Origin of the sequence: Sphingobacterium wenxiniae (assembly GCF_900116225.1) — a bacterium.
In the GTDB taxonomy this organism is placed as follows: Bacteria; Bacteroidota; Bacteroidia; order Sphingobacteriales; family Sphingobacteriaceae; genus Sphingobacterium; species Sphingobacterium wenxiniae.
Genome location: NZ_FOZZ01000002.1, coordinates 339,055 through 360,210, shown reverse-complemented (window position 1 = coordinate 360,210; position 21,156 = coordinate 339,055). Strand labels below are relative to the sequence as shown.

Here is a 21,156-nt window from a genome sequence, read left to right as displayed (position 1 = left end):
TCTATTGTTTTAGATTCACTTTTTAAGAAGGATATGATCGCAGATATACAACAGAAAGAAAATAGACAGATTTACAAAACATCAATTATACAACAGACGGCCTATTGGTCTGAAGTGAAAAAACAGCAAGGCGTACAGACATCAGCTTTTAATTTTACCACAAAATTATCCGATCTGTTTACCCATACAGAAGAAATGAGCTATTTTGTAGGAGATTTATTGATATTAATCCAAGCTATTGATGCGGAGCATTGTATCGCTTATGTTCCCTATGGACCAGAAATAGAACCTTCTGAAGAAAACCAAGGCTATTTCTTAGAACAACTCTCGGAAAGCCTTCGTTCCTTCCTGCCAGCTAAATGCATTTTGATACGTTACGACTTGTCCTGGGAGTCTCATTGGGCAAAAGATGATAGTTGTTATGATTTGCACGGTAATTGGCTGGGAGCGCCAGATAGACATATTCAGGAAATTCGTCTAAATTACAATACAGAACATTGGAACTTGAGAAAGGCAAATACAGACATCCTTCCTTCCAATACCATTTTCATGGATCTTAAAAAAGATACGGACACCCTATTGGGGCTGATGAAACCGAAGACCCGCTATAACATCCACCTGTCTACTCGGAAAGGGGTACGCATAAAATCTTTAGGCTTGGAAAGTATTGATATATGGTACGAACTATATAGACAGACGGCCAATCGGAATAATTTCTTTCTTCATGACATCAACTATTTTAAGATTGTGCTGTCTGCCCGTGCAAATGATACAAGTTCACCGGCAGAGGTATACCTGTTGGTTGCGGAGGTTGATGAAAAACCGCTAGCAGCAATGTTCCTGGTGTTATCTGCAAGTCGAGGAACTTACCTTTATGGCGCGTCAGCATCTGAACATCGTAATTATATGGCAAGCTATGCACTACAATGGCGAGCAATGCAGATAGCAAAAGAAAAAGGCTGTACGGAATATGACTTCTTCGGTGTAGCCCCATCAGCAGATCCCTCCCATCCAATGTATGGGCTCTATCGTTTCAAGGCTGGTTTTGGAGGAGAAATGTATAGACGGTTAGGTTGTTGGGATTATCCATTGGACAATGAAAAGTATAATTATTATACATCTATGGAATTTAAAAACCAGAGTTATCACCTTTCTTAAAAACTGTTTTCGTTGTCACTCTGTGCATGGTCGAAGAATGACAACGAAAACGTTTCTCTCTTGTTTTATATAATCCCCTTCACTCCTATAACCATCATTTTATCTTATAACCTTTTTTACAAGTGTAACCACAGCAACGACCAATGCTCCTGCAATAAGCCCTATCGAGAATTCTTTTATCACAGATGGCAAGCTGGGTAAGAGATGATGGAAACAATCGATATTGTGGACAAATATACCTCCCGATACTAATATCAGGGCAATAGTTCCGATAACACCCAGGGACTTTATAATGATGGGCAGTAACCGCACCAACGCATGACCTGCCTTTGCAACAAATCCCTTATCGTCCGATTGTTTAATCAACCTATAACCAACGTCATCCATCCTTACAATAACGGCTACGATACCATAAACGCCTACGGTAGCCAACAAAGCTACAACAGATACTGTCAAAATTTGTATTGATAGACTCTTGTCCAAAACTGTCCCTAAAGCGATGATAACAATTTCTACCGATAAGATAAAGTCCGTGGTGATGGCCGACTTTATTTTTGTACGTTCAGCTTCAATTCCATTGTCTTCTTGAGAGTCATCTATACTGTGCTCCTTCTTTTCATTTTTATGGAAGAGATACTCCACAATTTTTTCCATCCCTTCATAAGCCAGATAGAGACCACCCAAAATTAAAATAACCTTGATGGCGATCGGAAAAAATACATTCAGTAATAAAGCGATGGGGATAATAATCAGCTTGTTGATAAAAGATCCTTTGGTGATGGCCCACAAAACCGGGATTTCCCTTGAAGCCAAAAAACCTGTTGCTTTTTCGGCATTTACTGCCAAATCATCGCCTAATATTCCTGCCGTTTTCTTCGTTGCAATCTTACTGGCCACAGCCACATCATCCATCAAAGCGGCAATATCATCTAAAATAGCAAAAATACCAGAAGCCATATTTTTATAAAGTCTATATGCCCGTAAATGTAGAAATTTATTCTGTGATTATTTTACCCTAACAAACAATGTTTATTTATTGTTTGTTATACACAAGAGAAAGGAGATAATAATTATGAAAAGATTAAAGATTTTGTGTTTTGCAAGCATGCTCATAATCTTTATGGTAGCCTGTTTCCCAATGGCCAGTAAAACCATACGCGCGTTGCCCGTAGAAACCAAACAACAAATTTTGGCACAGTATAATACGGAACAACTTAAAGAAGGTGAACAGCTCTTCATCAATAACTGTGGCAGTTGTCACAAATTGAAAGCTGCAGAAACCCAAACTCCGGAGCGTTGGAACAAAATAGTGAAGCGGATGATTCCCAAGGCAAAACTTAATGACCAGGACGGAATGCTCGTACGGGCTTATCTTATTGCCAATGCCAAAGATGAATAGATGTCGTTTACCTCACTCGAGCTATCGGATATAAAAGATGTCCTACTTCATAATAAGGTGATTTCCTATAGATCCAATCCAGTTGGGCGCGTCCGTCTTGGGCAAACTTAGAATTATGTACCCTTTCTGACTCCAATTCTACTTTCCATTCAGGGTTTTCCTCTAATAATCGTACAGCTTCTTCTTCAAATATATAAGCAGAGAAATATTCTTTCTGAGACAAAATAGCATCAAAAAAATTCCAATTGAAAAATGAATCTATTGCCTGAGGTTCTAGAGTTTCTACAATATAACGGTTGCGCTCTTGATTCATCTCCACCCATAAATCACCAGCAAAAAACTGCATATTTTTTTGAACAGTGCGTACTTGGACATCATGATGTAAGTAATGTCCTTCATAAGGCTTGTTCATTGTTTTATAGTCCGTGATATAATACAGTTCTACCGTTATGGTTGTATCTCGACTCAAAGGTTGTAGCTTAACACCATTTATTTTTAATAGGTCAACTACCCTATCATAGGCTTGTGGAACAATATAAGCTATTGGTTTTTCGATATTTATAACAGGTTCATAATTATTATAATACGGGATCTGAATCTTGGTTGGTTTGCCTCGGTCATAAAACAAACGCTGTAATCCGCTCACCTTACTCTCCTTATGTCCAGCCTCATAACCTAAAAATTGCAGACTGTCAACCTGACCGGTGTTGAGTTGCCAAGTAATGGGGAAGACAGTCTGTTGTCTGACAGCTTCTTTAACTTGTCTTCGCTTTTCGATCAATGTCACCTGTTGACTGGCTGTTAATTCCAACAAATGATTCATAAGGGTATATGTGGATTGCACGCGTTCGGCATAAGGCTTCCACATATGTGTTTCCGGCATATATCCAATCGTATGATGCAGAGCCGCATATCCAGTGGAATATCTCCCAGATTCCAAAAAGCCAACCAGACCCGATTCAGGTGTTTCGCCAAGACTGTTTACATATGGAATCATTGGATAATTGGATGCTTCCATACGCGTATAAAGTGGTTTGGTAAAAGTCTCTTCCATCCAAGTGCCCAATAATGGATGTAGCTTATCTTTCTGAGTAGCGATGAGTGTCATTATGTATTGATAATCTGCTCCATTGCTAGTATGTGTGTCAAGAAACACATCGGGATCCCATGTCTGAAAAATTTGCTGGAAGAGCTTAGAATTACGTGTGTCGGTTTTAATAAAGTCTCGGTTCAGATCATAATGTTGCCTGCTACCTCTAAAACCATACAGATCAGGTCCATTTTGATTAACGCGTGATATACCCCTATTGAGCATACCAGCCACATTATATACCGGAATCAGACACATAACCACATTCTCCGGCAATTTGTCAGCTGCTAAGATGTCACGAACAAACATCATTGAGGCATCTATTCCCTCAGGTTCGCCTGGGTGTATGCCATTATTAATGAGTAAAACTGCTTTATTGGCAGCCTTAACCTGTTTAGGGTCAAAATGGCCATCCGCTGAAAGCACCAGCAAATGTAAGGGCTTACCTACATCGGTTACACCAATTTCCAACAGTCTTGCACGAGAGTCAGAACTTGCTAAGTCCTTGTAAAACTGGATCAGTTCCTCGTATGTTGCTGTGGTATTTTTTTTAGGATCCAGTTCATAAGCAATCTCTTGTCCTTTAAGTTGAAATGCAAGAATAAAGCATACAAGCGTACATGTCAGTTTGTATATCATGGATAAAGGTGTATTGAATAAGATAAAGGTAATATTATTCTGTAGTTCCTCATAGTCTTAATCAATTGATTTTTCAAAAACTGTATAGCAAAAACGTCTTATTTAAAAATCTGTCAGACTAAGCAACTATATATTTGTTGGGCTCATGTCGATATTTAGCTACATTCGGAATAAAAACAAATGAATTGATGTGTTCAACAGAAATAAATTTTGTATTTATAAGGTAATGTAGCACAATGTATTAGTTATATCTTGAATATTTTATCAGATAAGGACGATAAATTTTAGTTGCATAAACAAACAATTTAATGACAATTGGTTTTGAGTTTGGCACAGCAATTGAACTATTTGACCCGATTTTAAAAATAGTCAAATAAAAAGAACAAAATTTAATTTAGATTGTTATGAAAAAGTTATTCTTAACGCTTACAGCAGTAGCAGCTTTAACAGCAGCTTCACAAGCACAAACTGAAAAAGGTAAATTCATCGTGGGTGGACAAGTTGGTTTTGAAACTTCAAAAGTGAAAGATACAGACAACAAAAACAACTCTTTCTCTATTAATCCTACTGTAGGTTATTTCGTGAGTGATAACTGGGCTGTAGGTACAGGTGTTGGTTACAACTGGTCTAAAGCTGAAACTACAGCTGACAACAGTATTAAGAGAGATGCTTTCCAAGTTTCTCCTTTTGTAAGAAACTACATCGGTAATGGTCAGTTTAGATACTTTACACAATTATCCGTACCAATGTCATGGGGTAAAACCACTACAGAAGTTCTTTCCGCAGAAACTAAAAGCAAATTTGAAAACTATGGTGTAGAATTAGCTCCTGGTTTTGCTTTCTTCCCAACCAGCAAAATTGGTGTTGAGATGAAAGTAAGAGGTTTGTATTTTGAATCAAACAAAAACAAAACTGCAGATGTTACGACCAACAAATTTGGTTTAGATGCTAATTCATTAGCACCAACTTTAGGTGTACAATTTTATTTCTAAGAATAACTTAACTTAGAGGAAGTATGAGAAAGTGCCGACGTGATGTCGGCATTTTTTTTGCTCCAGAGTCTTAAAAAAGAAGAAGACCGTCGCCGGGGAGGTGACAGTCTTCTAACTAACCAATTATTAACCTAAATTATGAAATTACTTATTTACTAGCAAGATGTATGCCAAAAACATATAAATTATGTGGATTATTCGCTTATTCATTAATCTTCCCTTTATTTTTAGGGAATCTATCTATTCTACAGGTTAAAAAATGTACTTTTGTGTCATGTCATTACAACAGATTTTGCAAAGAATGCAGATTAATGACCTCAATGCTATGCAGCAAGAGGTACAAAAAGTATACAATCCTGCCCAGGATTTCATACTGCATTCACCTACTGGCTCCGGGAAGACTTTAGCCTTTGGACTTTTATTACTCAACCATTTGGAGAAGGGAAAAACTGGTGTGCAAACTTTGATACTCGTTCCCACAAGGGAGTTAGCTTTGCAGATTGAACAGGTTATGAAAAAAGTGCATATAGGCTATAAAATAACCTGTTGCTACGGTGGCAATGACACGAAAGCAGAACGGAACAAACTCAAAGAGGCTCCTGCCCTATTAATCGGTACGCCCGGCCGTATTCTGTATCATCTGGAACGAGACAATTTTGATGCACAAAATATAGAAACATTAATTCTGGATGAATTTGACAAGTCCTTGGAATTCGGGTTCCAAGAACAAATGTCAGCAATAATTGAACGGTTATCCTCATTGAAGCACCGTATTCTGACTTCTGCCACGACTATGACAGAAATTCCTGAATTTACAGGTATCGGCGAGTATGTCATGGTCAATCATCTGAATGAGGAAGAAACTGCTCCAAAACTGACATTACGGAAAGTTATTGCTCCGGCTCAATATAAGCTTAAAGCATTGTTCAATTTGCTTTGCAAAAATGGTATCAAGAAAACGCTGATTTTTTGCAATCATAGAGACGCAGTAGATCATATCAGTGAACTGTTGGATGATCGAGAAATTATGCACGATGTATTCCATGGTGGATTAGAACAGAGCGACCGCGAATTGGCACTCTTAAAATTCAGGAACAATTCCAATCGCATTCTGATCACGACTGATTTGGCAGCTCGTGGACTTGATATTCCAGAGGTTGATGTTATTATTCACTATCAACTTCCTTACAAAGAAGATGCTTTTATCCATCGCAATGGGCGTACGGCTCGTATGCAGGCCGAAGGAGAAGTCTTTGTGATTCTAAAACCAGAAGAAGATTACCCATATATAGCAACAGATACCCTTGAAGAACAACTGGATGGTGAATATGAACTTCCTCCAAACTCGCCTTTTGCTACACTGTACATCAGTGGTGGTAAAAAAGATAAAATCAACAAAATAGATATTGTAGGCTTTCTACTCAATTTAAACGACATCAACAAAGAACAGGTTGGAATTATTGAAGTAAAAGATAAAGAAGCCTATGTTGCTGTGGAGCGATCAGTTGCCGCTCAAATCATCAAACAAGGAAATAATCAAAAGATAAAAGGAAAGAAGGTCCGTATAATGCGGGCGTAATGGATGAGCTTATCGACTTAAAGTGATGATTGCCTCATCAATAGAGGCAACGAAGTTGACATGTCGCCCTTTATTACTTTCATATATAAAATCGTTTAGGCTTTTGCTGCTAAGTGATAGGAAATCACCTACAATAGCAAGGGAAACACGATAATTTGAGAATTTTTGGAGAATTTCTCCCGCCATTTTGTTTTTCAAATCGAAGAAATCGGGACTTATATTTTTTTCATGGATAATCATTTTATCATATCCCTGATAGTATACGTTACCCAATAGGTCCAAAGCATCTTCTGCATTTTGAATGACAATTCTATCGGTGATAATCTCTGCTATTTCAATACTATTTTTCTGGTGATTCTTGATTTCCATTATCTATAGTGTGATTGATTAGGTATTACTTATCAATATATTTCAATACCTCTTGCGGAACTAACGTTGACACATCCCCTTTGTGACTTAGAATATCACGGACTATTGTCGAAGAAATATGTCCCTGTCCGGAGCGAGCCATCAGAAAATACGTTTCTATCTCCGGTGCCAACAACAAGTTATTCTGTGCAATGGCATTTTCGAACTCAAAATCCTTGGTATTTCGCAGTCCACGCAATATATATAACGCATTTACAGTACGACAGAAGTCTACCGTTAGCCCAGTAAACTGCTGTATATCAACGTTTTCTTTTCCTATATAAAGTTCTTTGATAGCGTTGACACGCTGCTCAAAGCTCATCAATCCCTTCTTTGTACTATTGACCCCGATAGCAATGATAATCTTGTCAAAAAGCAATAAGCCTCTGTCAACCAAATCCTGATGTGCAAATGTAAAAGGGTCAAAAGAACCTGCAAATACCGCTGTTTTCATATTTTAAAAATATAACACCTCCATTACTATTTTTCCAATTCATAAAAGCTAAAAGAGGAATATCCATATTTCCTTGTTTCAACCAAATAAGGTGAATCATTCATTTTTCGCATAGACGGGTGTTCAATCACCATCACTCCACCAGGTTTTAACAAACCCTTTTCCAAAATACTGTTTCCCAACTGAGGAAGGGAACCAAGATCATAAGGCGGATCGGCAAAGATAAAATCGTATGTTCCCTTTGCCGAAGGAATAAACTTCAAAACATCAGCTTTTCGCGTCCTGATTTCGGCTATGGCTAATTTTTTTGCCGTCTCATTGATATAGCTCAGGCATTTGAAATGAATATCAATGGCATCGACCTGTTGCACGCCCCGCGAAACTAATTCAAAACTGATATTTCCCGTTCCGGCAAACAGATCCAAACACACCGCCCCTTCGAACTCAATACGATTGTCCAAAATATTGAATAAAGCTTCTTTAGCAATATCCGTCGTAGGCCGAACGGGTAGATTAGCAGGAGGGTTCAGCCGCAATCCTCCAAACTTACCTCCTATTATACGCATAGTACAAAATCCAATGTCCCTTGATACTCCGTCAAAGACCTTCCCACTTCCCCATCATCCACTTTCCAATAGGCTAGTTCAGAAATAAGCGTTATCTGTTTTGTAAATTGCTTTAAACTCAACGCGTACGTATGCTCCAATTCTATTCCCGAAACAACAATTTTTTGTACCGGCAAGGATATGTAAAAAGCTTGACAAAAGGTAAGCACAAAATAGTTCAAATCATTACTGTTGGATATTTCAAAAGATTGATAAGCTTTGAATTGTCCATTCACAAAAGCGTAAATATCCATTTGCACATCTGTGAAATGCACGCCTAAAACTGTGCCTTGCAGTGGAACATGTGTTTGTATCTGGCCTAAAACCGCTTGAAAAGGCGTAAAGAAAACAGCATTGGGAAAAATATTCTTCCAGCGATTATGCAATAGCATATCATACTGATAACAAGCTGTTATATTCATGTTATCTAAAGTATGTATTTCTGTCCTATTCTTGTTTTCATCCAACAAAAAAGCTTGATAAGTATCCAACTCTTCCGCTCGAAAAACCTCTCCAGGAATGAATACTGTACTTTGCGAAGGAAGCATGACATATACATTTTGAAAAGGCAAACCCAATAACTTCATAGCATCGCCATCCGGTTCATTGGATGGATATATGTGGAATACCTGTATTTCACGTTCTTTATCCAGCACGATCAAAGTGTCATGGATAAAATCCGTCTTGACCAACAAGGTGTAGCTCGATAGGTAATGGATTTGAAAATTTGCTGATGTATATTTCATGTACTGTTCTTGATGCACAGAGGCAATTCTTATTCCTAACAAAATTAACTTTTACAATTGAAATGACCAACCTTTTCCCCTAACTTTGGTTATGCATATTCAAAACCTGCTGGAACAGCGTTTTACATGGAAACCCACACAACAACAAGTTGAAGCTTTTACGCTGTTGGACCAATTTCTTAGCGCATTTCACCCTTCTTCATGTTTTATTCTCAAAGGATATGCAGGTACTGGTAAGACCACCATTATCAGTGCATTAGTCAGTATCTTGCCTCGCATACAGAAACAAGCAGTGCTGTTGGCGCCTACAGGGCGTGCTGCGAAGGTAATGAGCCATTATTCCGGCAAAAAAGCATATACCATCCATAAGAAGATATACCGTAAAAAATCGGCTTCAACCGTTGAACTGGATTTTGTATTAGCAGAAAATCTCCATGAAAACACACTCTTCATCATCGATGAAGCCTCGATGATTGCCGATGAAGGTATACAGTTTTTTTCCAAAAGTTTATTAGATGACCTGATTCGCTATGTTCGCTCCGGCGATAAGTGTTGTCTGATGTTTGTCGGCGATACTGCACAGCTCCCCCCTGTTGGTATGTTGGAAAGCCCGGCTTTGGACGCGGATTATATTCAGGGTAATTATCACCTACAAACCTCGCATTATGAACTTAGAGAGGTCGTGCGACAGCAACAAACTTCGGGGATTCTGTATAATGCAACCAAAATACGGAATAACATTCAGATCAACCATCAGGAAGGGTTAGCCTTCCCGGAATTACAGACCAAAGGCTTTAAAGATATTTTTCGAATGAATGGTGATCGGCTTATCGAAGGTCTGCATTACAGTTATGACCATTTCGATATCGAAAACAGCATGGTGATCTGCCGATCTAACCGCTCTGCCAACCTGTACAATAAGCATATACGGCATCAGATTTTATTTCGAGAAGAAGAAATAACAGGTGGAGATTTGATTATGGTTGTGCGAAACAATTATTATTGGCTGCAGCAACATGATGAAAAGAATACAGGTTTTATTGCAAACGGCGATATGGCCAAGGTTAGGAAAGTGACCAATATGCACGAACAACATGGTTTCCGTTTTGCAGATATTGCTTTAGAGTTTCTTGATGATGATGAGCTCGATCCCATTATGTGCCGTGTACTATTGGATAGTATCTATGTCGATGCTCCTAACCTGCCCTATGAACAACAGCAACAGCTCTACGAATCCATTGCGCAGGACTATGCAGATATACCCACAAAGAAAGATCGCTTGGAAGCGATCAAAAAAGATCCTTACTACAATGCATTACAGATAAAGTTTGCTTATGCCATAACCTGTCATAAAGCCCAAGGTGGACAATGGCCCTGCGTATTTGTCGATCAAGGCTATCTGAACGACGAAATGCTCAATACAGAGTTCCTACGCTGGTTGTACACAGCGATTACCCGTGCCACGCAACAGTTGTTTTTGGTTAACTTCAACCCCAAGTTTTATGGAGAATAGGGAGAAAACGATTTTAAAGTTCTTAAAAACGGATATACGAAACCATCCTACAGCCACATTTGATATACAGCTTGCACAGCAATATCAAATAGATATGGTGGACTTGCTCCAATATAGCTATCACAACGATAAACAGATTGCTTTTCGCGCAGCCTGGTTATTGGAACATATTATCTTGAAAGAACCTACGTTATTAACCGAAATCTATCCAACATTCATTGAGAAGTTACCGGAACAACAGAATTGGAGTTGCCAGCGGAGTTTTACCAAGATATTGATGCTGACAACGGGGAAACATACCCCTATAGCGCATACGGAAGAACAAGAAATTGCCATTATTGAAAATGTTTTCCAATGGCTGATAACAGATGCTTGCCCTGTAGCTATTGTGGTAAACTGTTTGGACATATTAAACAATCTGAGCGACAAACATCCTTGGATAAAGGAAGAACTTGTCGCTCAGATAAATCATTTATTAAAAAATCCAACACCTGCTCTAAACAGCCGTGCCAAACGTATTTTAAAGGTTGTGCTTTAAGCTATAAACCATAAGCATCTGTTGTATTATATTATTTATACGCTTATTGCTGTAAGCTTTATTTTAAAATGTATAACGTAGACCCACTGCCGTAAAATTATACATATCATTTTTCGCCCCAGTTGCTCTTCGTCCTTGAGGATTCGCATCATTGATAATAACAGGATCATATCCATCCAGATCATCCGCATTGGAAAAATTGAATTGTGTCGTTACGACAGCGCTGAAATAGCGGCCCGTATGTGTCGTATACTTATTCAAAGGAATGGATAATCCTGCAAATACACTTGGTAATAGGGTATTCCGTACATTTTTATGCCAACGAGGACTTGGAGAGGCATCGGCAATGGGATTCCCTGCAGCATCCACTGGATAGACTAAATCATGCGATCCATATATAAGACCTTCATGTATGTTGATTATATTGCCATCCGCATCTTCATACCCCTCAAATTGACGATTGACATCTTTATAGGTATTAAATATTAGACCAGCTCCTATACCCACATGGAAACCATAGAGGATATTACGCTCAAAGAATCCTTTTCGTAGTAATTCCCGCTCATTGATAAAAAAACGGTACGGATAAACAGTTGCGTTTACCAATCCTGCATAATAGCTATTGTCCACATAGCGCGGATCCCAATCTCGTGCATCAATGCTCTGATTGCCTTTAGCCTTCAATTTTCCGACTTGTCCTTCCAGACCAACATATATACCTTTATAAAGTTTATAATCTGCCTTCAAAAACGCCCCATAACCGATATTGCTACGGTGATTGATGTCGCCGTACAATAATGTCGGTCCCACGCCGGCAGTAACGTCAAACTTTTGCAAACCTTGTCCAGATTGATCTATCGGCGGACATTTTAACTGTCCATAAGAAAATACAGGAATCGTCATTAAAATAAATGCTAATCCATTCAGTGTCATGTGTAATTTCATTTTCTTGTCTCCTAAATCCCCAAAGGAGATTTATTTGTCTTTAATCTTACGACTTATATATCTCTAAAACAAGGTATTCCCTTTATTATAATTGATTTTCCCCAAATGTCTGAATGCCATTTCTGTACATTCCCGCCCTCTTGAAGTTCGCATCAGATAGCCCTCCTGAATCAAGAAAGGTTCATAAACCTCTTCTATTGTTCCTTCATCCTCACCGACAGCTGTTGCAATGGTTTTTACACCTACAGGACCACCTTTAAACTTATCGATAATGGTCAACAGAATACGGTTATCCATCTCATCAAGACCATTTTCGTCCACATTAAGCGCATTTAAAGCATATTGTGCAATCGCTTTATCCACAGAGCCATTTCCTTTGATTTGTGCAAAGTCGCGGGTTCTACGTAACAAAGCATTCGCAATACGTGGTGTCCCCCGACTTCTTCGTGCTATTTCATAAGCACCTTCGTCGGTAATGGGTGTATTTAGAATATGAGCCGATCTTAAAACAATAGTTGTCAAAAGTTTAGCATCATAATATTGAAGTCTTGAGTTAATACCGAAGCGTGCACGTAATGGAGCCGTTAATAGCCCAGAGCGTGTGGTCGCACCAATTAAAGTGAATGGATTCAAACTGATCTGTACGGAGCGGGCATTTGGTCCTGTCTCCAACATGATGTCTATTTTGAAATCTTCCATGGCCGAATACAAGTATTCTTCTACCAATGGACTTAAACGGTGTATTTCGTCTATAAACAGTACATCGCCCTCTTCCAAGTTCGTCAATAAGCCTGCTAAGTCTCCGGGTTTATCTAATACAGGTCCAGAAGTAATTTTGATATTTACGCCCATTTCATTGGCAATGATATGGGATAACGTCGTTTTTCCCAAACCTGGAGGGCCATGCAGTAAAACGTGATCCAATGCCTCTCCACGCAATTTAGCCGCCTTAACAAATATGGATAAGTTTTCGAGGATTTTCTCTTGACCGGTGAAATCCTCAAAAGCCTGTGGACGCAACGCTCTTTCGATGTCTTTGTCGACAGCATTTAATCTTTCAGGATTCGGATCAAGATATTCGTTCATACGTTAAAGTTAATTGTTTTCTTCGTAATTAATGATATTTTTTAAACAAACTCTCCAATTTCAATTGGATAACTCCAAAAAAGGCCTCACGGAATATCTTTGTGCTCATCTTCGATTCACCTTCCGTACGATCAGTGAAGATAATAGGCACTTCGACAACTTTGAACCCATATTTTAAAGTCTTGAACTTCATCTCTATCTGGAAAGCATATCCTACAAATCTGATTTCATCTAGTGGGATTTTCTCCAAAACTTTCCTTGAAAAACAAGCAAAACCTGCAGTAGCATCCTGTATATCGATACGCATAATCATCCGTACATAAACGGAAGCAAAGTATGACATCAATACCCGGCTCATTGGCCAGTTCACTACGTTCACACCTTGCACGTAGCGAGACCCTATCGCCATGTCTGCGCCGCCTGTCAGACATGCTTCACGCAAACGTATCAAATCTTCAGGATTGTGGCTGAAATCGGCATCAATCTCGAAGATATAGTCATAAGTCCTTTTCAAGGCCCACCTAAAACCATGTAGATAAGCTGTACCAAGCCCCAACTTCCCAACACGTTCCTCCATAAATAATCTATCGGAAAATTCCTGTTGAAGTCTTTTCACAATATCAGCAGTACCATCTGGAGAACCGTCGTCTACGATGAGGATATCAAAGGAAACGGAAAGTGAAAACACTTTCCGAATGATTTTTTCAATATTCTCCTTCTCGTTATACGTTGGGATAATGACTAAGCTATCTGTCACTTGTTTCTATTTTTAATTCGGTTCTAAAGGTACGAATTAATTAACACCATTCATCAGGCGTTTAATAACCGGAGAAAGCAAAATAATAATTATACCTGCGGCTAATGAATACAATGCCAATTGCTGATACCCATCAGTGTAAGCAATCAATTTATCCCACAAAGACGCTTTTTCATCAGGAGCTGACATACCTGCACCTAATAATCCGGCAACATATTGTCCGTATGCACTGGCTAAGAACCACAAACCCATCATCATCCCGCCTAAATGCCTTGGTGAAAGTTTAGTAATCATGGACAAACCGATCGGTGACAAACAAAGCTCACCTAACGTTACAGCCAAATAAGCCAAAGTAAATATACCCAAGGATGTCTTTCCACTTTCATCTGCAAAGAAACGTGTGCTGAAAAAGATGTAATATGCTCCAGCTAACAATAAAAAGCCTAAACCAAATTTGATAACTGTATTGGGTTCTAATTTTTTCTTTGCCAACGCTAACCACAATAAACCTACCAATGGACTGAAAATAATGACAAATAAAGAGTTTGCACCATTGTTGACTACATTGGGATCTATATTGAAAAACAAGAGGTTCGAATGCAAATTGTTATTAGCAAATAAAGCCAAAGAACCACCCGCCTGTTCAAAAATTGCAAAGAATAAAATTGAAAATAAGATGAGCACCAACGCTGCCGTAAGTTGCTGACGCACTTTTTTATCTTTTTCCCGTACCAACTGGTAGAAGAAATACAATAGCGCCAATGGCCCGATGACATACATGAATATGTCCGTATAACCTGTATTGTTTACCATGATAAATATTAAAGGAATACAGATCAAGGCTCCAATATAGACCATAACTTCACGCGTAATTTTAGTCGATTTAGAAAGATGTTCAATTGGACTATTACCTATCGGTCCTAAGTGCTTTTTGGTCAACAAAAATATTACAACACCGACAACCATCACAATCGAAGCAGCAAGGAAGGCCAGATTCCAAGAATGCTCTTTCCCTAACCATACACACAATGCACCGCCTAATAATGCGCCGACATTGATCCCGGAATAGAATATACCAAAACCAGCATCACGGCGAGCGTCTCCCTCTTTGTACAGATCGCCTACCATCGATGAAACATTCGGCTTAAAGAAACCTGTCCCGATAATCGTCAACGCAATTCCGAAATAGAAAAATTGATGTGGATCTATTGCAATAAGACCGTTGCCTGCAATCATCAACAGACCGCCAAACACCAGAGATCGTTTGAATCCCAATATTTTATCTGCGAAAATACCACCGACGAACGTAAATGCATATACAAATGCTTGAATAGCACCATATTTCAAGTTTGCCTCTTTATCCGAAAGAAAAAGTTCATCGACCATGAAAATGGCCAATACACCACGCATTCCGTAAAAACAGAACCGTTCCCACATTTCTACCAGAAACAAATACCATAATTGTTTAGGGTATTTACCTTCAAAGTTCTGGATTTCCTCTAATGTAACCTGTTTTGACATTGTTTAATTATTCTTAAAGTTATCGAATCCACCTTATTTAATTCCGTGCATCAGTCGCTTGATAATAGGATTCAATACCATTACCAAAAGACCTGCAGCCGCTGGAATAATTGTGAATAAGAAGAAGAAATGACTCAATGAGTAGTTCTCTTGAATAGTCTCTACCTGTCCACCTAAAATAGCTGCTAATTTTTGTGCTATTGCAATTGCCAGATACCACATACCAAACATAAATGCCAGCATCCGTGCTGGTACAAGTTTGGAAACATACGACAGACCTACAGGCGAAATAAATAACTCCCCTAACGTATGGAACAGATAAGTCAATACTAAGAATATCATCGATATCTTCACGCCTTGACCAGCACCCAATGAACCATAACCCAAAATCAAGAAGCCAATAGCAACCAATATCAGCCCAATACCATACTTCATTGCTGCTGTAGGATTATATTTCGATTCCCAAATTTTAGAAACCGAAGAAGCCAAAGAGATGATGAAGAAGGAGTTCAGAATGGAAAACCAGGAAACTTTTATCTCGGAGATCTCTGCCGTGAACTCGTTATATAGCATCCAGATACCTGCACCCCAGATCAGGATAAAGCAGACAAAAAGGATAATATTGGATAAGGCAATTTTACTCCAGGTGGCTAAAGCCAATTTTATCAATACCCAAGAGATGATGATCAGTGGCACAATCGTCAACAACGTATTTACGATATTGAACATCAACAGGCTGTTTCCAGTCAGTTCACGGTTCACATAATCACGTGCGACCAATACCAACGAAGTCGCGCCCTGCTCAAAGCTCATGAAGAAAAATATCAGAAAGAAAGCCAACAGGATCACGCCATACATTCTATCACGCACCACTTTGGCGTAACGTTGTATCCGGGATACAATCAGGACTAAGAACAATACCAATGCTCCGATAATCATGATGTTCTGACCGCGCAATACAGGCGTATCCAAAAACGCGAATACATCAAGCACATTGTTCTTGGATAGAGGGTCGTTAAAAGCATAAACCAAGCCTACGATTCCGACAATAACCATCAAGATAATATCAACGAGTGTAAAGTTATTATGTTTTACTTCACCTTCCTCCAAGTTACTCTTAACTTCTGTGTCTTCTTTTGGCTTTTTATCCAATACGCCTAATTTTCCTAAAAGAGGTCCCGCTAACCAAAATTGAATAGTTCCCAATAACATGAAGATTCCAGCAAGACCAAAGCCCCAATGCCAGCCTATTGTTTCCGCCAGGTATCCACAGAGCATCATTCCAAAGAACGCTCCGGCATTCACCCCCATATAAAAAATCGTATAAGCTCCATCTTTCTTATCAGGTAGCCCCTTATACATTTCACCTAAAATAGCAGGCATATTAGGTTTGAAAAAGCCCGTACCGATGACCAAACACCCTAAACCGATGAAGAACATGGCCGGTGAATCAAAAGCCATGGCCGCATGTCCCAAGGTCATGATGGCTGCCCCGATAATCACAGCAGCTCGCGAACCGATATATTTATCTGCGATAACACCTCCGAAAATCGGGGTAATATACAACAGCATAGCATACGTTCCGTATAATGCGCCAGCCTGTTCAGCCGACCAACCCCATCCCGGGTTAGCACCTAATACCGAAGCTGTTAAGAATTGGATTAAAAGAACACGCATCCCATAGAATGAAAAACGCTCCCACATTTCGGTGAAAAACAAGACAAATAATCCCGCAGGATGTCCCAACACCTTCTTTTCATCTTGATTCAATACCGAAGAATCTTGTACCATAATTATATTGTTAAAATTAAGATTGCCAAACCTAAATAAATTCATTTTTATATGCAATTTAATTGTACATATTATAAAATGAATTTATTTAGCTCTCCTCTGCCATATAGAATTATCTTTAAAGATTAAGAGGAAATTTAAAAAAATCAAATAGATATTCGCCTATTCTAATAAAAAATGCCTGCAAAGAAACTTGCAGGCATTAAAAACCAAATTTATGATGAGAAAATCTTAATTGATACCATGCATCATTTTCTTAAGTTTTCCGCTAAACAGTAATAACAATAAAGCTGCTCCTATCGGTAAACCTGCGATAATTAAAAAGAAGGTTGACATGGAGTACATTTCAGTAATCTTATCAATCAATCCTCCACTCCATCCCGCCAACTTGTTTGCTATAGCAGAGGCTAAGAACCAAAATCCAAAGATAAGTCCTATAAATTTCTTTGGAGAGAGCTTACTCATGTAAGAAAGACCCACTGGAGATACACATAATTCTCCAGTTGTATGGAAGAAATAAGCTAGAATCAACCAAATCATACTCACCGAGGCCGTAGCTGCTCCCTGAGGAATACTCAAGCTACCATATGACAAAGCCAAAAAACCAACGCCTACCAATACCAGTCCCATTGCGAATTTTATCGGCCCTGAAGGATTCCATACTTTTTCCCAAAACTTGCTAAAAGAAGAAGCTAACGTAACAATAAAAAATGCATTTAGTATCTGAAACCAAGCCACGGTCACTTCTGTTACATCAGAAGTAAATTCACGATGGATTTTCCATACACCAAGTAGCATAATAGAAAAGAAGGAAATCAAGGTAAAAATGATGGTCAAAGGATACTGTTTGATAATTTTAGCAGCCAATTTCAAGAGAACAAACGTAACTACTAAAATAGGTAAAAGTGTCAAGGCTGCGTCTGCCCATTTAAAAGTTATTCCTGCTGCCCCATCAAGTACGCGTTGTGTATAATTCTTTGCAAAGATAGTCATTGAACCACCTGCTTGCTCAAAAGCCAAAAAGAAAAAGACACTAGCTAAAATCAGAACTGCAACAACAATTAAACGATCCCTAATAATCTTATTGGCAAAAGCTTCTCTCAAATATTTGAAAACACTTACTTTTTCTTCTTCCGTTGCATCTGTAAGCTTTGACTCAATATTCTGCTTTGCCCCTGCCTCATCAAATTCTTTATACAGATCTTCTCGTTCTTCATTTCCATGTCGAACAGTATGCAGGGCAGCAACGGTAGGATCTTTTTCTGGATTAGGACTATCACCTATCACTCCAAAAATCTTTTGTGCAAAATAAAACTGCAACATTCCAAAGAACATGAATACACCTGCCAAACCAAAACCATAATGCCACCCCACTTTCTCTCCAATATATCCACAAAGTAAGGAACCTAAGAATGCTCCGGCATTAATACCCATATAGAAAATAGTATAGCCAGCATCTTTTTTTGCACTTGTGTTAGGATACAATTGACCAACCATAGAAGAGATATTGGGCTTAAATAGACCATTGCCCAAAATCATCAATGCCAAACCCAAATAGAAAAAGTTTTGAGAAAAGCCCTCTAAAGCCATGGAAGCATGTCCCAAGGTCATAGTAAGTGCACCTAGCAAAATAGCTTTTTTATAGCCAGTTAATCTATCAGCAAGCATGCCACCCAATAGAGGTGTGGCATAGACTAAACCTGTATACCATCCATACAATTCCATAGCCTGAGGATTCGTCCATCCCCAACCACCTTTGGCAATTTCGGTTATTAAAAATGTTACCAATAATGCCCGCATACCATAGTAGCTGAACCGTTCCCACATCTCTGTAAAGAAGAGTACAAACAGACTGGCCGGATGTCCCATAACCATTTTATCATTCACGCCCTGCTTGGCAAGGTGATTGACTAAAGCCTCATCTTTTTCTTGAATCATATTCTTAAATTATAGTTAATACATATTTGTGTAGGGTTAGCCACTCATTTCAAGAAATAGTGGTCCTCTACCTGTTAGTTTTATCAGTTCTATACTGCAAAGAAAACAAAAAATATAAATTATTCTCGACTTAAAAGGAAATTTAAGTCTCAAAGACCACTTTTTTTCTTTGGAATCGCTCTGCCGGGAACAATATTAAGATCATCCTCATCTCTTGGAGGATTCTCAAATGGAATATCTTCTAAGAATTGCAGGTTCGCTCCGTTAATTTTGTACGCATCAAAGCTCAAATCAGGGCCATAATATTCGTAACTGCCCTCTAAACTGGGATCAGCAGGTACAATATGGTCAAAAATAATCTGTTGCTCGGCTTCATGATATTTCAGATACATGGCCGCCTGTCGTGTATAACGAAATATTTTTCTTGCCATTTTCGGATTGTCCGAAAATACAGGTTTCCCTAATTTGAAAGCCCCATTATCCTGATGTAAAATTTCGATTACCTTTTGTGAATAAGTCGGACCGTGACCTTTCCATCCCAATAATACATAAGCATCTTGGATAGGAATAATATCGTAATATTGCGCGCCGTACCAATAGTCCAGCCCCGTTTGCTCTTCTTCCGGATTCTGGATTTCAAAAGTTTTATCCAGAAGTGGAGTGAGTTCTAATGCCCCGTTTTTGGACTTCCTTTGGATAGCACCATAATACAGATATGATCCATCATTCAAAGCAATATGCCAAGAAAAAATACGGAAGTTATCATTGGGGTCCTGGATAATGGAAATCATATCCAGTTTGTCAAAAGTATAGATAAAAGAGTGTTTTTCTTTTAAAGAAGACACCAAGGTCTTGACAAAGGCAAAGTTTTTTTCCAACCGTTCAGCCTCCCCTTTTAAGCGGTACATGTCTTTGCCAAGATTCACCAAGCTATCTTGCCATTTATTCATGTTGTAAAAGTTCACTTGTGCTTTTGACTCCTGTAAGCAAACTGTTAATAAACAGATGGATAGTAATATTTTTTTAAAGAGAATCTTCATATTGATTTTAACGAAGACTTCCGAAGTTTTTGAAACTTCGGAAGTCTTTCCTATTCAATTGCTACTATAAATTCTTATAGCGTTCTAACAATTTTTTGGAAGCAATGATTCCTTCTACCTCCGGCAAGTTGCTTCCTTCGTATTCAATACCAACGTGGCCTTTGAATTTTGCCTTTTTAACGATACGCATCATGCGATCATAATCCACCTTCGTTTCATTACCAGCTTCATCAAAATCGTGCGTTTTAGCACTTACACCTTTTGCATAAGGCATCAAATCTGTAACGCCTTGGTAACGATCATATTCGTAGAAATTTCCAAAGTCCGGTAAACTACCGCAGTTTTTCTTACCTACCGCTTTCAATACACCTGCCAACCAATCACCGTGAGATGAAATACCACCGTGGTTTTCTACAATCACATTGATATTGGACTTTTTGCCGTAATCTGCAAGCGTACTTAAGCTTTCGATAACGCGCTTAGCCACTTCCTCAGGAGTGCCTTTTCCTGCTGCATTCACACGGATAGAGCCACAACCTAAAAATGCAGCTGCATCAACCCATTTGTAATGGTTTTCAACAGCTTGAAGACGTTTTGTGTTATCCTCGTCACCAAGATTACCCTCACCATCTACCATAATAAGGACATTCTTCACACCGTTGTCCTTAGCACGATTGTTTAAGTCAGTCAAATAAGCAGAGTCATTAGCCTTATCCTTAAAGAATTGATTTACATACTCTACAGCATGGATATCAAATTTTTTCGCAGCAAATTCTGGAAAATCAATATTCTTTAAATCTCCTTTAAATAAGGTCTTATGCAATGACCACTCCGCCAAAGAGATTTCAAACCATGATTTTTTGGCAGCGAACACATCCAAAGATGGCGCCAATGCCAAGCCTGCAGTTGCTAATCCTAAATTTTTTAAAAATGTTCTTCTTGAGTTCATATTTATTT

The 21,156-nt window shown here is 38.7% G+C and carries 20 protein-coding genes; 6 read left to right on the top strand and 14 right to left on the bottom strand.

Annotation, left to right across the window (positions count from 1 at the left end; translation table 11 throughout):
• The first annotated feature begins 33 nt into the window (after positions 1 to 33).
• Positions 34 to 1,158 carry a lipid II:glycine glycyltransferase FemX gene (locus BM375_RS03890; protein WP_093363855.1) on the top strand — a complete coding sequence of 375 codons (1,125 nt, stop codon included), beginning with the start codon at positions 34 to 36 and terminating at the stop codon, positions 1,156 to 1,158.
• Between the two features lie 99 nt (positions 1,159 to 1,257).
• On the opposite strand, the gene BM375_RS03885 is transcribed toward BM375_RS03890, so the two are convergent.
• The gene (locus BM375_RS03885; protein ID WP_093363854.1) at positions 1,258 to 2,115 is read right to left on the bottom strand and encodes a DUF808 family protein; all 858 of its coding nucleotides are present in this window, start codon (positions 2,113 to 2,115) and stop codon (positions 1,258 to 1,260) included.
• 115 nt (positions 2,116 to 2,230) lie between these two features.
• On the opposite strand from BM375_RS03885, the gene BM375_RS03880 reads away from it, so the two are divergent.
• Complete coding sequence (locus BM375_RS03880) at positions 2,231 to 2,557, top strand: c-type cytochrome (RefSeq protein ID WP_139227488.1); 327 nt, start codon at positions 2,231 to 2,233, stop codon at positions 2,555 to 2,557.
• A 7-nt stretch (positions 2,558 to 2,564) separates the two neighbouring features.
• Here BM375_RS03880 and BM375_RS03875 read toward each other — a convergent pair whose 3' ends face one another.
• Positions 2,565 to 4,286, bottom strand: coding sequence for a M14 family zinc carboxypeptidase (locus BM375_RS03875; RefSeq protein WP_093363852.1), 1,722 nt, complete (start codon positions 4,284 to 4,286; stop codon positions 2,565 to 2,567).
• Positions 4,287 to 4,690: 404 nt separating this feature from the next.
• Between BM375_RS03875 and BM375_RS03870 the strand changes: the two genes are divergently transcribed.
• Together BM375_RS03870 and BM375_RS03865 are read left to right on the top strand one after the other, a co-directional pair.
• Positions 4,691 to 5,278, top strand: coding sequence for an outer membrane beta-barrel protein (locus BM375_RS03870; RefSeq protein ID WP_093363851.1), 588 nt, complete (start codon positions 4,691 to 4,693; stop codon positions 5,276 to 5,278).
• 274 nt (positions 5,279 to 5,552) lie between these two features.
• Positions 5,553 to 6,857, top strand: a complete 1,305-nt coding sequence (locus BM375_RS03865; protein WP_093363850.1) for a DEAD/DEAH box helicase — start codon at positions 5,553 to 5,555, stop codon at positions 6,855 to 6,857.
• Positions 6,858 to 6,866: 9 nt separating this feature from the next.
• Here BM375_RS03865 and BM375_RS03860 read toward each other — a convergent pair whose 3' ends face one another.
• The 4 genes from BM375_RS03860 to BM375_RS03845 are packed head-to-tail and all read right to left on the bottom strand — an operon-like array spanning position 6,867 to position 9,070.
• Positions 6,867 to 7,226, bottom strand: a complete 360-nt coding sequence (locus tag BM375_RS03860) for a DUF4180 domain-containing protein (protein WP_093363849.1) — start codon at positions 7,224 to 7,226, stop codon at positions 6,867 to 6,869.
• A gap of 25 nt (positions 7,227 to 7,251) precedes the next feature.
• Positions 7,252 to 7,719, bottom strand: coding sequence for a pantetheine-phosphate adenylyltransferase (gene coaD / locus BM375_RS03855; protein WP_093363848.1), 468 nt, complete (start codon positions 7,717 to 7,719; stop codon positions 7,252 to 7,254).
• Between the two features lie 26 nt (positions 7,720 to 7,745).
• Positions 7,746 to 8,285 carry a 16S rRNA (guanine(966)-N(2))-methyltransferase RsmD gene (rsmD, locus tag BM375_RS03850; protein WP_093363847.1) on the bottom strand — a complete coding sequence of 180 codons (540 nt, stop codon included), beginning with the start codon at positions 8,283 to 8,285 and terminating at the stop codon, positions 7,746 to 7,748.
• The gene (locus BM375_RS03845) at positions 8,276 to 9,070 is read right to left on the bottom strand and encodes a DUF3822 family protein (protein ID WP_093363846.1); all 795 of its coding nucleotides are present in this window, start codon (positions 9,068 to 9,070) and stop codon (positions 8,276 to 8,278) included. The genes rsmD and BM375_RS03845 overlap by 10 nt, the downstream gene beginning before the upstream one ends.
• 91 nt (positions 9,071 to 9,161) lie before the next feature.
• Between BM375_RS03845 and BM375_RS03840 the strand changes: the two genes are divergently transcribed.
• Entirely contained in the window at positions 9,162 to 10,583 is a 1,422-nt protein-coding gene (locus tag BM375_RS03840) for an ATP-dependent DNA helicase (protein ID WP_093363845.1), read from the top strand.
• Positions 10,573 to 11,121, top strand: coding sequence for a hypothetical protein (locus tag BM375_RS03835; protein ID WP_093363844.1), 549 nt, complete (start codon positions 10,573 to 10,575; stop codon positions 11,119 to 11,121). The genes BM375_RS03840 and BM375_RS03835 overlap by 11 nt, the downstream gene beginning before the upstream one ends.
• A gap of 63 nt (positions 11,122 to 11,184) precedes the next feature.
• Here the strand turns inward: BM375_RS03835 and BM375_RS03830 are convergent, their stop codons facing one another.
• The 8 genes from BM375_RS03830 to BM375_RS03795 all read right to left on the bottom strand — a co-directional run bounded on the left by BM375_RS03830 (position 11,185) and on the right by BM375_RS03795 (position 21,148).
• On the bottom strand, positions 11,185 to 12,066 hold the full coding sequence (locus BM375_RS03830; RefSeq protein WP_093363843.1) for a hypothetical protein: 882 nt from the start codon (positions 12,064 to 12,066) through the stop codon (positions 11,185 to 11,187).
• A 63-nt stretch (positions 12,067 to 12,129) separates the two neighbouring features.
• Positions 12,130 to 13,152, bottom strand: coding sequence for a Holliday junction branch migration DNA helicase RuvB (gene ruvB, locus BM375_RS03825; RefSeq protein ID WP_093363842.1), 1,023 nt, complete (start codon positions 13,150 to 13,152; stop codon positions 12,130 to 12,132).
• Positions 13,153 to 13,180: 28 nt separating this feature from the next.
• Positions 13,181 to 13,909 carry a polyprenol monophosphomannose synthase gene (locus tag BM375_RS03820; RefSeq protein ID WP_093363841.1) on the bottom strand — a complete coding sequence of 243 codons (729 nt, stop codon included), beginning with the start codon at positions 13,907 to 13,909 and terminating at the stop codon, positions 13,181 to 13,183.
• 36 nt (positions 13,910 to 13,945) lie between these two features.
• The gene (locus tag BM375_RS03815; protein ID WP_093363840.1) at positions 13,946 to 15,430 is read right to left on the bottom strand and encodes a peptide MFS transporter; all 1,485 of its coding nucleotides are present in this window, start codon (positions 15,428 to 15,430) and stop codon (positions 13,946 to 13,948) included.
• A gap of 33 nt (positions 15,431 to 15,463) precedes the next feature.
• Complete coding sequence (locus BM375_RS03810) at positions 15,464 to 17,221, bottom strand: peptide MFS transporter (protein WP_093364055.1); 1,758 nt, start codon at positions 17,219 to 17,221, stop codon at positions 15,464 to 15,466.
• 231 nt (positions 17,222 to 17,452) lie between these two features.
• Complete coding sequence (locus tag BM375_RS03805; RefSeq protein ID WP_093363839.1) at positions 17,453 to 19,159, bottom strand: peptide MFS transporter; 1,707 nt, start codon at positions 19,157 to 19,159, stop codon at positions 17,453 to 17,455.
• Between the two features lie 149 nt (positions 19,160 to 19,308).
• Positions 19,309 to 20,109 carry a hypothetical protein gene (locus BM375_RS03800; RefSeq protein ID WP_244525806.1) on the bottom strand — a complete coding sequence of 267 codons (801 nt, stop codon included), beginning with the start codon at positions 20,107 to 20,109 and terminating at the stop codon, positions 19,309 to 19,311.
• 154 nt (positions 20,110 to 20,263) lie between these two features.
• Positions 20,264 to 21,148 carry a sugar phosphate isomerase/epimerase family protein gene (locus BM375_RS03795; RefSeq protein ID WP_093363837.1) on the bottom strand — a complete coding sequence of 295 codons (885 nt, stop codon included), beginning with the start codon at positions 21,146 to 21,148 and terminating at the stop codon, positions 20,264 to 20,266.
• Positions 21,149 to 21,156 lie beyond the last annotated feature (8 nt).